This window comes from Pseudoalteromonas sp. NZS71_1, from assembly GCF_015864305.1.
Taxonomy (GTDB): Bacteria; Pseudomonadota; Gammaproteobacteria; order Enterobacterales; family Alteromonadaceae; genus Pseudoalteromonas; species Pseudoalteromonas arctica.
In genome coordinates this window covers 143,170-157,266 of record NZ_JADYXM010000004.1, presented here as the reverse complement: position 1 = coordinate 157,266, position 14,097 = coordinate 143,170, and the positions used below count along the sequence as shown (strand labels likewise).

Sequence of the window (14,097 nt, the reverse complement as noted above, 5' to 3'; positions counted from 1 at the left end):
TATGTAAAATGCTAAACTAGCGTCATCTTAATTAGTATATAAAATTCATGAACTTTAGACTTTTACCAGAATGGGCCGAGCAAGACGCTGTTATGCTTACATGGCCTCATAAAGACACAGATTGGGCTGATAATTTAGCACGTGTAGAACCTGTATATATTGAGCTTGCTAAGCATATAACAACGCAGCAACAGCTTGTTATTGTGGCGCATAACAGTGCCTTAAAAATGCATATTACAGCATTGCTAAATAGCGCTAACATCTCTCTTAATCGTGTTCATTTTGTAGTAACGCCTACCAACGATACCTGGGCGCGCGATCATGGTCCGCTTACTTGCGCCGCTATTGATTCACCAGAGCAGTTAAAAGTATACGATTTTACTTTCAATGGTTGGGGCAATAAATTTGAAAGCGCATTAGACAATCAAATTAATCGTACTTTGGTAAAAGAGCTAAGTAGCACAAACAACCAATATCAAGCGCTCGATATGGTACTTGAAGGTGGCGGTATTGAAATAAACGAGCATGGTGTGTTGCTAACAACCAGCGAATGTTTGCTTAACAAAAACCGTAACCCAGATTTAAACCCTGCTGACATAGAAATACTTTTAAAAGAGCACTTGGGAGCAACACGTTTTTTATGGGTTGATCATGGCTATTTAGCGGGTGATGACACCGACAGCCACATTGATACCTTAGTGCGCTTTGCTCCAAATAATACCCTTGTATATGTGCAGTGTGACGATAAAACTGATGAGCACTTTAGCGCACTTGATGCAATGGAAAAACAACTAAAAGCCTTTAAAACTGCCGATAACACCCCATATAACTTAATTGAGTTACCGTGGCCAAAAGCCGCGTATGACGATGAGCAAACACGCTTACCGGCTACCTACGCTAACTACTTAATTATTAATAATGCTGTGCTTGTGCCAACGTATAATGATGCCAATGATGAACGTGCTCTAGCACAAGTTCAAAAAGCATACCCACAACACACTATTATTGGCGTTAATTGCCAACCAATTATTGAACAATTTGGCAGCCTGCACTGTATTACAATGCAATTACCTCGTGGATTTTTAGCTGGAGCAGCACAATGACAAGCCCTGCAAAATTAACCGTTGCGTTAGTGCAACAAAGCAATACCGATAACGCTCAGCACAATATGGCAAAATCAATGAGTGCCATTCGTGAAGCCGCTCAAAAAGGTGCAAAACTGGTTGTACTTCAAGAGCTACACCGAAGCCTCTATTTTTGCCAAACCGAAAATGTTGACGTATTTGATTTAGCCGAAACCATTCCAGGCCCTAGCAGTAACGCCTTAGGTGAGCTTGCTAAAGAGCTAAGCATTGTTATTGTGGCTTCTTTATTTGAAAAACGCGCTACGGGCCTTTATCACAACACTGCTGTTGTATTAGAACAAGATGGCAGTATTGCGGGTAAATACCGCAAAATGCATATTCCTGATGACCCTGGTTTTTACGAAAAATTCTACTTTACCCCAGGTGATATCGGTTTTGAGCCTATTCAAACCTCGGTGGGTAAATTAGGCGTGCTAGTATGTTGGGATCAATGGTTTCCTGAAGCTGCACGTTTAATGGCAATGGCGGGCGCTGAGGTGTTAATTTACCCAACCGCTATTGGTTGGGATCCTAACGACGACATTGCTGAGCAAACTCGTCAAAAAGATGCGTGGGTTATTAGTCAGCGTGCCCATGCTGTTGCCAATGGTGTACCAGTAATTAGCTGTAACCGTGTCGGCCATGAAAGTGACCCAAGTGCGCAAAGCGATGGTATTGCGTTTTGGGGGAATTCGTTCATTGCAGGCCCACAAGGTGAATTATTAGCAGAGGCTAATAATACTGATGAGCAAATTTTAGTTGTTGAAATTGATCAAAAACGCTCAGAAAACGTAAGACGTATCTGGCCGTTCTTGCGTGACCGACGAATTGATCACTATAAAGACCTAACAAAAATATACCGAGACTAGGTAATCTTAACTCAAGATGGCTCTTACTTGCTAAGAGCCAACTATAAATGGAGTAATAAATGGCGTTTGAGCAATGGGCAGCCTTGCCTTGGGTAAAATCTCAAAAAGATAAAATTCAATGGGGCCAGCTAAGCGGAAGTGGTTTAAGTATTGCCATTGCTGAAGGCGTTAAACAACAAGACAACTTAGTCTTGATTGTTACGCCTGATACACCAAGCGCACTACGCCTTGAAACAGAGTTAGAATATTTATTACCCGATAACCCAGTCATGGTATTTCCTGATTGGGAAACTCTGCCATACGATCACTTTTCTCCCCATCAAGATATTATTTCAGCCCGTTTGGCTACTTTAAACACCTTAAAAAAAGAACAACAAAGTGTGTTAATTGTGCCTGTATCAACTTTAATGTTGCGCACAGCCCCGGCCTCATTTATTTACGGTTCAACAATAAACTTTAAAGTGGGCGACAAGCTAGACACACATAACTTTCGTGACAACTTAGAACAAGCTGGTTATTTAAATGTTCAACAAGTAATGGAGCACGGCGAATACGCTATACGCGGCTCTATCGTTGACTTATACCCAATGGGTAGCCCGCATCCATTTAGACTCGATTTTTTTGATGACGAACTCGACACAATTCGCTTATTTGATGTAGAAACGCAGCGTTCTGATGAAAAAGTAGATAAAATTGAGCTACTTCCAGCGCATGAATTTCCTACTAACGACGCTGATATTGAACGTTTTAGAATAAGCTATCGCGAAAAATTTGGTGCAAGCTCGCAGCAAGACTCTGTATACATGCAAGTAAGCAAAGGTAACTGGCCTGCTGGTATCGAATACTACATGCCGTTGTTTTTTGAAAAGCTAGCGACTATTTTTGACTACTTGCCAGATACAACAACTGTTATGCAGCTGGCTGATTTAGAGCACGCGGCAGACACCTTTTGGCACGATGTAAATGTACGCTATGAGAACCGCAGAGTTGACCCACTTCGTCCATTACTTGAACCCAATGCGCTTTATCAGCCTATTGAAGAGCTGTTTTCTAATTTAGGCAATTTTGCACGTATTCGTTTATCTCTTGCAAAGCTTGGTACTAAAGCGGGCAATAAAAACTTAAGCGTTAGCGAGCTGCCAGCGATTAGAATTGATCATAAGCAGCATGAACCTTATGCCGCGTTTATAAATTATGTAGCAGAGCAAAAAAAGAAAAAAGGCCGCATATTACTCAGTGTTGAATCCGATGGTCGTCGCGAATCATTACTGAGCATTCTAAAACCAAGCGGTTTAAAATTTAAAGAATTTGAAACACTCGAACAATTTACAAAAAGCGCGAGTGATGTAGGTTTAATAGTAAGCCCGCTTGAACAAAGTGTAGTACTTGGTACTAAGCCCAGCCTTTCTATTATTACCGAGCAAGAACTGCTTGGTATAAAAGTATCTCAGCGCAGACGCCGCAAGCACAAGTACGAAGCCAGCCAAGATGCGCTAATCCGTAATTTAGCAGAGCTCAAGGAAGGCCAACCTGTTGTGCATCTCGATCATGGTGTTGGCCGTTATCAGGGTTTGCAAACAATTGATGCTGCAGGTGTAGTTACTGAATTTGTAACGATTACTTACGCAAGTGAAGCTAAATTGTACGTGCCAGTATCTGCATTACATATGCTTAGTCGTTACTCTGGCGGTGAAGAAGCTAGCGCCCCGCTGCATAAGCTTGGCTCAGATGCATGGGAAAAAGCAAAAAAACGTGCGGCTGAAAAAGTTCGCGATGTAGCAGCCGAATTACTCGACATTTATGCACAGCGCCAAGCAAAACCCGGTAATAAGTTTACTCTAGACGCCCCTGCATATCGCCAATTTAGCGATAGCTTCCCGTTTGAAGAAACTGACGATCAGCGCAACGCCATAGAAGCGGTGTTAGGTGATATGCAATCAAAGCAAGCCATGGACCGCTTAGTGTGTGGTGACGTAGGCTTTGGTAAAACAGAAGTGGCCATGCGCGCTGCTTTTGTAGCGGTTAACGATGATAAACAAGTGGCAATTTTAGTGCCTACCACCTTGCTGGCTCAGCAGCACTATGAAAACTTTAAAGATCGTTTTGCTGATTTTCCTATTGAAGTTGGTGTACTTTCGCGCTTTAACTCCACTAAAGAGCAAAAAGACACACTTGAAAAAATGGCCAATGGTAAACTCGATATAGTTATTGGCACACATAAACTTATTCAGCATGACATTAAATTTAACGATTTAGGCTTACTCATTGTTGATGAAGAGCATCGCTTTGGTGTTCGCCAAAAAGAGAAAATTAAAGCCCTGCGTGCCGATGTAGACATACTCACACTAACTGCAACGCCAATACCGCGTACACTTAACATGGCCATGAGCGGAATGCGCGATTTATCAATAATCGCAACGCCACCGGCTAAACGTTTAGCGGTAAAAACCTTTGTACGCCAACGCGATGTAGAACTAATACGCGAAGCTGTACTACGTGAAATTAAACGTGGTGGCCAAGTTTACTTTTTGCATAACAATGTGGAAACTATTGACCGTGTTGCGCAAGAAATTAGTGAATGGGTGCCTGAAGCAAGCGTCACCTCAGCCCATGGTCAAATGCGCGAGCAAGAGCTTGAGCAAATAATGACTGACTTTTATCATCAAAAATACAATGTGCTGGTATGTACCACGATTATCGAGACCGGTATCGATGTACCGACAGCCAACACCATTATTATGGATAGAGCAGATAAACTTGGCCTTGCGCAATTACACCAATTACGTGGACGAGTTGGTCGAAGCCATCATCAAGCGTATGCCTATTTACTCACAGGTGACCCTAAAGCACTGTCTAAAGACGCGAGTAAACGCTTACAAGCAATCGAATCGTTGGAAGATTTAGGCGCGGGTTTTGCCCTCGCTACACACGATTTAGAAATTCGTGGCGCTGGTGAGTTACTTGGCGACGATCAATCAGGTCAAATGCAAACAATCGGCTTTAGTTTATATATGGAAATGCTCGAACAAGCAGTAAATGCGCTGCGCGAAGGAAAAGAGCCAACGCTTGAAAATCTACTTAAAAAACAAACTGAAGTAGATTTAAAACTGGCTGCACTATTACCTGATGATTACATACACGATGTTAATGCACGCCTAGGTATGTACAAGCGAGTTGCTAGTTGTGCTAACCTTGATGATATGGATGAACTACAGGTAGAACTTATAGACCGCTTTGGTTTACTGCCTGATGCCGCTAAAAACCTATTTAGCCTACAATTATTAAAAATGCAGGCAAGTAATTTAGGGATAACAAAAATTGAGGCAAATCCAAAAGGTGGTTACTTTGAGTTTAGCCAAGATACTAAGGTTAACCCTAGCTTCATCATTGGTTTGATACAAAGTGCGCCTAAGGTGTACAAAATGGATGGCGCAAATAAACTGCGCTTTGCAATTAGTGAAGCTAACGCTCGCGAACGCTTAAAAATGGTCACTGCAATGATTGCAGATTTCGAAAAAAAGGTTAGCCATTAATGTTGCTAAAAAAATCGCTAGTTATTTTATGCTGCTTGTTTAGCAGCACTGCATTTGCAGAACGCTGGTTTGAGGTTGAGGTGCTTGTATTTAAGCAGCGCCCTGCTCCGTATTTGCAAGAAGATTTTACACTTAAGCACAAAGCTATTGAGGATAAAAACTCTCTAGATTTAATGACACCTCTTTATACAGAGCAAGCAATGCAAGCATGTATAGATGGTGATGAGCGTTTTCAAAAACGCTCTTTTACCGACTCATTAGTTAATTCAAACCCACAATCGGGTGTATGCGGTGACAGTACAAACTACCTACAAAGCTACGATGAGCTACCTATAACACCTCTAGCACCCGCTAAAGATGATATGCAGCAAACTTATTTATTAGCGCCAGAACAACTGCAATTTAAAGCGCAGTACCGACAGCTAGATCGCAAAGGATTAACACCTATTCTACATACTGGCTGGCGCTTTGAAGGCGCAAGTAAATCGCGTGCTCCAAGTATGCATTTAATAGCAGGTAAACACCTTAAAAGTGATTCCAACGTAACCCCTAGCTATTCAAATCCTGATTTTGTAAGTTTATTAAACTCACAACCTGAACTGTTTAACGACCCAAACCAATCAAAAGCAGAATGGGAACTAGACGGTTTATTTAAAATACACTTACGACATTATTTATACATTACAGCTAATTTTGATATTAGCCAAAAACTAGAAAATGGCGATATAGAGTCAGCCCGCTTTTCTCAGTTTAGACGTGTAATAAGTGGTGAAGTACATTACTTTGACCACCCACGAATGGGCATGATCGTCCAAATCAGAAAATTCAAACATTAATACTAAGTAGGATATAACAATGAAAAAACTCCTTATCATCGCAGCTACACTAAGCCTTGCGGCTTGTTCTAAAGTAAGTCTTGAGAGTTACGAAAAAATCAAAGTAGGTATGGACAAGACTGAAGTTGAAACCATTTTGGGAAGTGCAGATAATTGTGTTGAAAAAACACTGCATACTAATTGTGTGTGGGGCGACGAAGCAAAAAATATCGAGATCACGCTAGTATCAAACAAAGTAACTTTATATAGTAAACATGGTTTAGCTAATAAATAAATTTAAAAAAGGGACTGATTTTATCAGTCCCTTTTTTAATTACTAAAATTCATTTTTTGGAGTAGATAAGCTCAATATTAACGATTTTACTACGATTTAACGTTATTTTATAGCGTTGGTAGAGTGTTCTATCTTCCTCAGTTAGCACAAGCACCATGTTAAGTTGATAGCGCCGTTCAACCGCCTGCTTAGAAATTTTATTACTATCTAAATGATATAACTTCCCTTCACCACGCTTTAAATAACGCGCAAATGGTGCAAGACTAAATTGCAGTGTTTGTTGCAGTGTATCGTAACCGGGTAAAAATTCTTTTGCACTAACACGTGTCTCACTTGCAAAGTGTAACCACTGCGCGGCTTGTTTATTTTGCTGACGACGCTTTGAAAAAATAGATCTAACTTCTTTAGGTATTTTTTTAAAGCGTGTGTATTCAAGCCAAATTAGCTGACTCGCTATTTTGTCTTTGGTAATACTATTTTTAAAACTAAATCGCCACTTAGGTCGCCCTTGTACAATAGCTCGCCAGATCATACGTGTAATGTCTTCTTTAAATATTTCACGTAGTCCGTAAATGACCCCCAAAATTAAAATAAGCGTCGCGGTGACTTCAGTAAACGTTGAGCGGGCATTAAGTATCACAACCATCACAAATGCCATGATAACAGCTGTTACAGTGCCTTTAACTAATCGTTTAAGGTAGCTGTTAAGAAAACGCGTTTGGCGCTGTAATATAACGCCATGCTCAATTAAACGTTGTAACAAGCGCATTTTATTTGTTATTCGATTTGCGTCTTGCATGGTGGTTTCAGAATTGTAGCTTTTCTCTGCTCGGTACGTATTTTCGTTTTTACAAAACTGCAGTAAATCGTTACGCTCTTTTGCATAATCGCTACTACGTGGGCCTTCATCTAAAAGCTTTAAAAATGATTGCTCGACATGCCAACTTAAATAGTTGTCAGCATTGGTAAAAAATGGAAGTAGTTTTTCGTCATCTGGCGTGTAGCGACGCAGCTTTTTTAAAAGTCCTTCACTTTGTTCATATACTTCGTTAGCGCGTTTATAAAAGTCTTCTGCTTCATCAATTTTTAACGCGTCTTTAATGTCGGCATCAAGGGCTAAACGCACTTGGTAACAAAATAAATTAAGGTTTTGACGGTAATCTTGCTGCTCACCTTTGTTTTTACTAACAAAACGGCTTCGTACTAATGGCAAGTGTATATTGTTAGCATTGTAGGCTAAATGCGATTTAAAGTGGTTATTAAAGTAAGATTCTTCGGTAAGCGTTTGCGGATTAATCCCCATTTCATTAGGGATAGAAAAATACAGATCTATGCGCTGTTCAGAACGAGGAGTTAGCTCTGGTTCAATGACAAAAGATAAGTTTTCATCTTGTTTTAACAATCAGTTCTCCTTCTAAAATATCGTTTTAGTGTACTTGTCTCCTTTGTTTTGTTCAATAAAAAAGGCTCAGTAAATACTGAGCCTTAATACGATTAATGTGCTAGTTAAAACTTGTAGTTTACACTTGCAAAAACACGTGAACCAATTACATCATAAACTTCTGGAACAGTACCCATATCGTTACCACCTAATACTTTCTCAGGCTCTTTATCGAAAATGTTGTTCATGCCACCAGTAAATCGTAATGCATCATTCAAGTTGTAGCTCATTGAAATATCGTGGTAAATAACGTTGTCAGTACTAAAGTTTTCACCGTAGTAGTCACCATCCATTCCACGAAGGAATCTTGCGTTATAAAGGATATTTAATGAATCAGTTAGATCGTAATTAACTGAAAGGTTAGACTTTATTTTAGAGTAACCACCGATGTTGCCATCAATAGTACCTGTATAATTAATGTCATCTTCTTCAAACTTAATTAAATAAGTTGTATCAAGGTTTATACGGTAGTTATCTGCAGAGTAGCTAATATTCCAATCAACACCTGACGTTTCTTGAGAACCTACGTTAGTAAGTGCTGAACTTAGGTTAGATAAGTCACCAGATTGTGTAATGTTTACTGATGAACATGATTCTGAGTCACCTGCAAAACAGCTATTCATTTCGTTTTGAACATCTAAGCGAGTAATCGCATTAGTAATATCAAACTTCCAGTAATCTAGAGTTGTTGATAAACCGTCAGCTACTTCCCAAACCATACCAAAAGTGAAAGAGCGACTTTCTTCGGCTTTAAGATCGTTATCACTTGTGTAGTTTACAAGTATTTGAGCATCTTGTTCGTTGCCCCATGGATCAGCTAGGTAATCGTACGAACCTGAGTTACCACCAAACAGTTCTGATACGTTTGGTGCTCTAAAGCCAGTAGCTAATACAGAACGAACCATAAACTCTTCAGTTACATTCCACGTTGCACCAAGTTTCCACGTTGTTTCGCCACCAAAGGTAGAGTAGTTATCGTAGCGAGCAGCACCTTCAAGGGTAACAGTCTCTAATACCGGCATAGATGTTTCAAAGTAGATAGACTGTACTGAGAAATCACCTTCAGTTGGATCTTGTTGTGCAGCTGTGCTCTCACCAAGCTGAGTAATTAGATCTGGTGTGTAGTAACCACTTTCAAAGCGGTTTTCTACACCGATTGCGTAACCAATATCACTTTCTGTTACTGCGCTATAACCAGCTGAAAGAATAAATTGCTCGTTACCACCTTCGTTTGACTCAGTATAAATTGAATCGTTAGATGTTAATAAGCTACGATCTAAAGAATCACCGCTGAACCAAAGAGCTTGGTTTGCATAAATGCTTTCTTCAACTCGACTTGCATTAATTGAGTTTTGAACTTTATCTTTTGAGTCATTACGACCGTAAGTTGCACTTACATCCCAGCTTGCATCGTTATCTAATAAACCTTGTAATGCAACAGATACACGGTAAGTGTCAGTTTCTTGCTCATAAATACGAGGACCAGCATCAACCATTCTTCTTCTGTACTCTAAAGAGTCAGCAAGATCGCCTGTATCTGCGTCACGGAAGCTATCTGTGTAAGTTGAATCCAAGCTAGAAGTACTTAAATCAATACTTGCTGGTTGTGGTGCAAGTTGTTGATTAGATTCACGACGTGTATACATCAAATCAACATTAAATGTAGTGTCTGAGTCTAGCTCTTTGTCAAAACTAGTAAATAAGCTGTATAGCTCATTAGGTGTTTGAGCATAGCTTGATGTTGTAAAGTCGTATGAAGTAGTTCTATCTGCAAAAACACCATTACCCTGGTAAGTTCTGCCGCCCAGTGTTCCTTCAGGGATAAATGAAGACTCGCCAGGCTCTACAAAACGACGATCCGACTGAATTACTTCACCACGGTTTGAGTATTGAGCACCAACAACTAAGTTGCCATCGGCAATATTCATTCCGTGTAATAAACTAACACCGTAGTTATTGCCATCACCTTTTGTAGTGCGGCTGCCTTCAACGTTTAACTCTGAACCTTCAAAATCTTTCTTTGTTATGATGTTAACAACACCAGCAATAGCATCAGAGCCATATACTGCAGACGCGCCGTCTTTTAAGATTTCGATAGATTTGATCATTGCTACAGGAATGGTATTTAAATCAACAGAAGAATCTGCGCCGGTACCTGAAGAAACCATACGACGACCGTTTAGGAGTACTAACGTACGTTGTGAACCCATACCACGTAAGTTTACTGTTGCTGAACCGCCAGAACCATTATTACTTGAAGCGCCTAAGCTAATACCAGCAGCTGATGGCTGAGTAGAAAGTATGTCAGCAACAGATGTGAAACCACTTTTTGCAATGAAGTCATCACCGATAACTGTGATTGGGCTTGCTGTTTCCATATCAGTACGGTTAATACGAGAGCCCGTCACCTGAATTTTTTCAATTGATGTAGCTGCTTCGTCAGCCGCTAAAACTTGCACACTTGAGAACATTGGTATTGCTGCAATTACAGCTAAGCCAAGAGTTGATTTTTTCATGAAAGAACCCTACTTGTTGAAGTTTACCTTTATTGGTAATGCTCACTTGTTATAAGAATAGTGAGTCAGATGGGCAACTTAGGCGCTTTTAACTGAACGAAAACTTAACGCCAGTGCGTTTTTTATCAACCAACAAAATAGAACAACTCTTTTGGGGACATACGTTACAACTTGTTTCATTGTTAATGAATAAATACATTTAAATATCAATAGCATAAACAATTTAAGATACTTAAATAACACAGTTGAAACCAAACTGGTCAACTTTGTAATTCAATGTAACTAATCGAATTATGTACCAAATTCAGATAAATTAACAAGTTAATCACAGCAAATTATTAAAACCGCAAAACTAAATGTTAATTACTAACCGAATTTACGCATGTTTGGTGCTTAAATAGCTTTATTTGACTACTTTGCGGTTTTTTTGATTAGACTTTTTGTTCAGCCACAATTAAAACTGTGTCTTTATTGAATTAGTTTCATATTATAAAAACTTAATTGGCTACTTGATTCAAATAGCAGTTTTAGTGATCTTCTCGCTTAAATAATCGTATGGATAACAATGCAAATTGCTAATGGTAAATGGATTGCATGAAAGTTAGGTATTAAGCCTAATACGTTACATAAAAAGAGTAATTTAGTGTTTGTATTAAAGAGGTTGTATTATCTTTAACTGTTAGCTCTAAATTCCAGAGCATATTTTGCTCAGAACAAATGCCAACCATGGTATTACTCTGCCACAGGCCATTATGTTTTTTAAATTGCTGAGGAATGTAACCCATATACATAGTAATGCCTTTAAGCTTGGCATCTTCAATTGTAAGGTTTGTTGGTAAATCACTAAAAATAGTAAATGGAGTTTCGGGAGAAAGGGTTTTCTCGCTTAACCATACTTTAACATCATTTGAAAAAGTACAAGGCAAATTGGCTGTGCATGTGGCATTTTTTAGAAACTTTTCACCTGTATTTTTGGAAAAATCACACGCTGTTAATAAAAAAAATACCGCCGTGAATAAACTTAATCTATATATAAGCATAACAATTTCGCACTAAAGAAAAACAAATACTAATAATCGCGACTGCAAATAACAAGTGCGAGTGTTACTATTAAGCCAAATTAGGCACAAACTGTATCAAAAAATAAACAACAAGCTCACAAACATTGATTGATGTCATAATTTTATGTAATTGACCTATCTTTTTTAGGCCAAAAAATTTATCATTTCACCCGCAAAAAATAAGGGTTTCTCAAGTTTTTTTCTGAAGCTTTCATGTATTGAAAGTTTTAGATAACACGCTTGAGAAAATAGTAGGCCCCACTTTTAAAGGTGGGTAATTCATTTCTAAACGCATTTATTGCAGCGGAAGCCAGAAAATGAGCCAAACAGTAGCATCACAAACTGAGTATAACTATAAGGTTGTACGCCAATTCGCTATTATGACAGTGATTTGGGGCATCGTTGGCATGAGTATTGGGGTTCTGATTGCTGCCCAATTAGCTTGGCCAGCACTTAACTTTGATACACCATGGTTAACTTACTCTCGACTACGTCCGTTACACACGAACGCAGTAATTTTCGCATTTGGTACCAGTGCACTTTTTGCGACGTCTTATTACGTCGTACAACGTACTTGTCAAACGCGTCTTTTCTCAGACAAACTCGCCGCCTTTTCATTTTGGGGCTGGCAGCTAGTTATTGTATTAGCAGTAATTACATTACCACTTGGTATTACTAGCTCAAAAGAATACGCAGAACTTGAATGGCCAATCGATATTTTAATCGCTGTGGTTTGGATTGTTTACGCTATTGTATTCTTTGGTACTTTAATTAAGCGTAAAGTGTCGCATATTTATGTTGCTAACTGGTTCTACGCTGGCTTTATTATCACTGTTGCAGTACTTCATATTGTAAACAGTATGGCAGTGCCTGTGTCGTTAACTAAATCATATTCAATCTATGCGGGTGCGGTAGATGCTATGGTTCAGTGGTGGTACGGTCATAACGCTGTAGGTTTCCTACTTACTGCTGGTTTCTTGGGTATGATGTATTACTTTGTACCTAAACAAGCAGGTCGTCCAGTGTACTCATACCGTTTATCGGTAGTTCACTTTTGGGCTCTAATTTCATTATATATCTGGGCTGGTCCTCATCACCTTCACTACACAGCGCTTCCTGATTGGACGCAAAGTTTAGGTATGGTTATGTCTATTATCCTATTTGTACCATCTTGGGGTGGTATGATTAACGGTATTATGACGCTATCTGGCGCGTGGCATAAACTACGTACTGATCCAGTACTACGCTTCTTAGTTGTTTCATTGTCTTTCTACGGTATGTCTACGTTTGAAGGTCCAATGATGGCAATTAAATCTGTAAATGCGTTATCTCACTACACAGATTGGACAATCGGCCACGTACACTCAGGTGCACTAGGTTGGGTTGCTATGATTTCAATTGGTGCTATTTACCACCTAATTCCTGCGTTATTCGCGCAAGGTCGTATGTATAGCGTTAAATTAGTTAATACCCACTTCTGGTTACACACTGTAGGTGTTGTTTTATACATTGTTGCAATGTGGATTTCAGGTGTAATGCAAGGTCTAATGTGGCGTGCAGTAAATGCTGACGGTACATTAATGTACAGCTTTGTGCAGTCTTTAGAAGCGTCGCATCCTTTCTATATCATGCGCTTTGTAGGCGGTGTATTCATCGTAACGGGTATGTTAGTTATGGCTTATAACGTTTACCGCACTATTTCAGCTGAGAAAGAATCTCTGAAACTAGACGCGCAAGCACAATTAGCATAACGGAGTGAGATGATGAGCAAGAAAAATTCACAAAACAAACATGAAATAGTAGAAAAGAACGTTGGCCTTATGGCTATTCTGACTGTTTTTGCTATTAGCTTTGGCGCGTTAGTTGAGATCACTCCGCTAATGTTTCAAGACGATACAACTAAACCAGTGGAGGGTTTACGCCCTCTTAACGCTTTAGAAATGGAAGGCCGCGACCTTTACGTACGTGAAGGTTGTTCTAACTGTCACTCACAAATGATTCGTCCTTTTCGTGATGAAGTTGAGCGTTATGGTCACTACTCTGTAGCAGGCGAATCAGTATGGGATCATCCGTTTTTATGGGGTTCTAAACGTACTGGTCCTGACTTGGCTCGTGTTGGTAAGCGCTACTCGGACGATTGGCATTATGCTCACTTAGTTGATCCACGTGCTGTGGTTCCCGAGTCAAACATGCCAGGCTTTCCTTGGTTAGCAGAGAATACGGTTGATACAAGCCTTACTCTGAAAAAACTACAACTTTTCCGTGATACTTTTGCTATTAACCCAGAAAACCCAAAACATCCGGGTTTAGGTTATGGCGATGATGCAGAGCTTCAAGCAGATGTTGATAAAGTTAATGCTATGAATGATGGCAAAGGCGCAACAGAAATCCAAGCTCTCATCGCGTATTTACAGCAACTTGGTACCCACTTGAAGTAAAAAAT

Annotated in this window: 10 protein-coding genes; 7 read left to right on the top strand and 3 right to left on the bottom strand. The window is 39.6% G+C overall.

Translation table 11 applies throughout. The features are described 5' to 3' along the window. The first annotated feature begins 47 nt into the window (after positions 1-47). From I6F43_RS08340 to I6F43_RS08320, 5 genes are read left to right on the top strand one after another with little or no spacing between them, the layout of a single operon-like run. Positions 48-1,103, top strand: a complete 1,056-nt coding sequence (locus I6F43_RS08340) for an agmatine deiminase family protein (RefSeq protein ID WP_101216178.1) — start codon at positions 48-50, stop codon at positions 1,101-1,103. Continuing rightward, entirely contained in the window at positions 1,100-1,993 is an 894-nt protein-coding gene (locus tag I6F43_RS08335) for a carbon-nitrogen hydrolase (protein ID WP_024608294.1), read from the top strand. Before I6F43_RS08340 ends, I6F43_RS08335 begins: the two co-directional genes overlap by 4 nt. A 59-nt stretch (positions 1,994-2,052) precedes the next feature. Next, positions 2,053-5,526, top strand: coding sequence for a transcription-repair coupling factor (mfd, locus tag I6F43_RS08330; RefSeq protein ID WP_197101819.1), 3,474 nt, complete (start codon positions 2,053-2,055; stop codon positions 5,524-5,526). After that, complete coding sequence (locus tag I6F43_RS08325; protein WP_024608292.1) at positions 5,526-6,362, top strand: peptidoglycan binding protein CsiV; 837 nt, start codon at positions 5,526-5,528, stop codon at positions 6,360-6,362. The genes mfd and I6F43_RS08325 overlap by 1 nt, the downstream gene beginning before the upstream one ends. 19 nt (positions 6,363-6,381) lie before the next feature. Then, positions 6,382-6,636, top strand: a complete 255-nt coding sequence (locus tag I6F43_RS08320) for a hypothetical protein (RefSeq protein ID WP_007585664.1) — start codon at positions 6,382-6,384, stop codon at positions 6,634-6,636. 49 nt (positions 6,637-6,685) lie between these two features. On the opposite strand, the gene I6F43_RS08315 is transcribed toward I6F43_RS08320, so the two are convergent. The 3 genes from I6F43_RS08315 to I6F43_RS08305 all read right to left on the bottom strand — a co-directional run bounded on the left by I6F43_RS08315 (position 6,686) and on the right by I6F43_RS08305 (position 11,633). Then, positions 6,686-8,038 carry a hypothetical protein gene (locus I6F43_RS08315; protein ID WP_007585662.1) on the bottom strand — a complete coding sequence of 451 codons (1,353 nt, stop codon included), beginning with the start codon at positions 8,036-8,038 and terminating at the stop codon, positions 6,686-6,688. Between the two features lie 104 nt (positions 8,039-8,142). After that, positions 8,143-10,593, bottom strand: a complete 2,451-nt coding sequence (locus I6F43_RS08310; RefSeq protein ID WP_007585660.1) for a TonB-dependent receptor — start codon at positions 10,591-10,593, stop codon at positions 8,143-8,145. A 614-nt stretch (positions 10,594-11,207) separates the two neighbouring features. Continuing rightward, on the bottom strand, positions 11,208-11,633 hold the full coding sequence (locus tag I6F43_RS08305) for a hypothetical protein (protein ID WP_169043470.1): 426 nt from the start codon (positions 11,631-11,633) through the stop codon (positions 11,208-11,210). A gap of 338 nt (positions 11,634-11,971) precedes the next feature. Here I6F43_RS08305 and ccoN point away from each other — a divergent pair, with 338 nt between their 5' ends. Then, positions 11,972-13,405, top strand: a complete 1,434-nt coding sequence (gene ccoN, locus I6F43_RS08300; RefSeq protein ID WP_007585649.1) for a cytochrome-c oxidase, cbb3-type subunit I — start codon at positions 11,972-11,974, stop codon at positions 13,403-13,405. A gap of 12 nt (positions 13,406-13,417) precedes the next feature. Further along, positions 13,418-14,092 carry a cytochrome-c oxidase, cbb3-type subunit II gene (ccoO, locus tag I6F43_RS08295; RefSeq protein ID WP_010554062.1) on the top strand — a complete coding sequence of 225 codons (675 nt, stop codon included), beginning with the start codon at positions 13,418-13,420 and terminating at the stop codon, positions 14,090-14,092. The last annotated feature ends 5 nt before the right edge of the window (positions 14,093-14,097 follow it).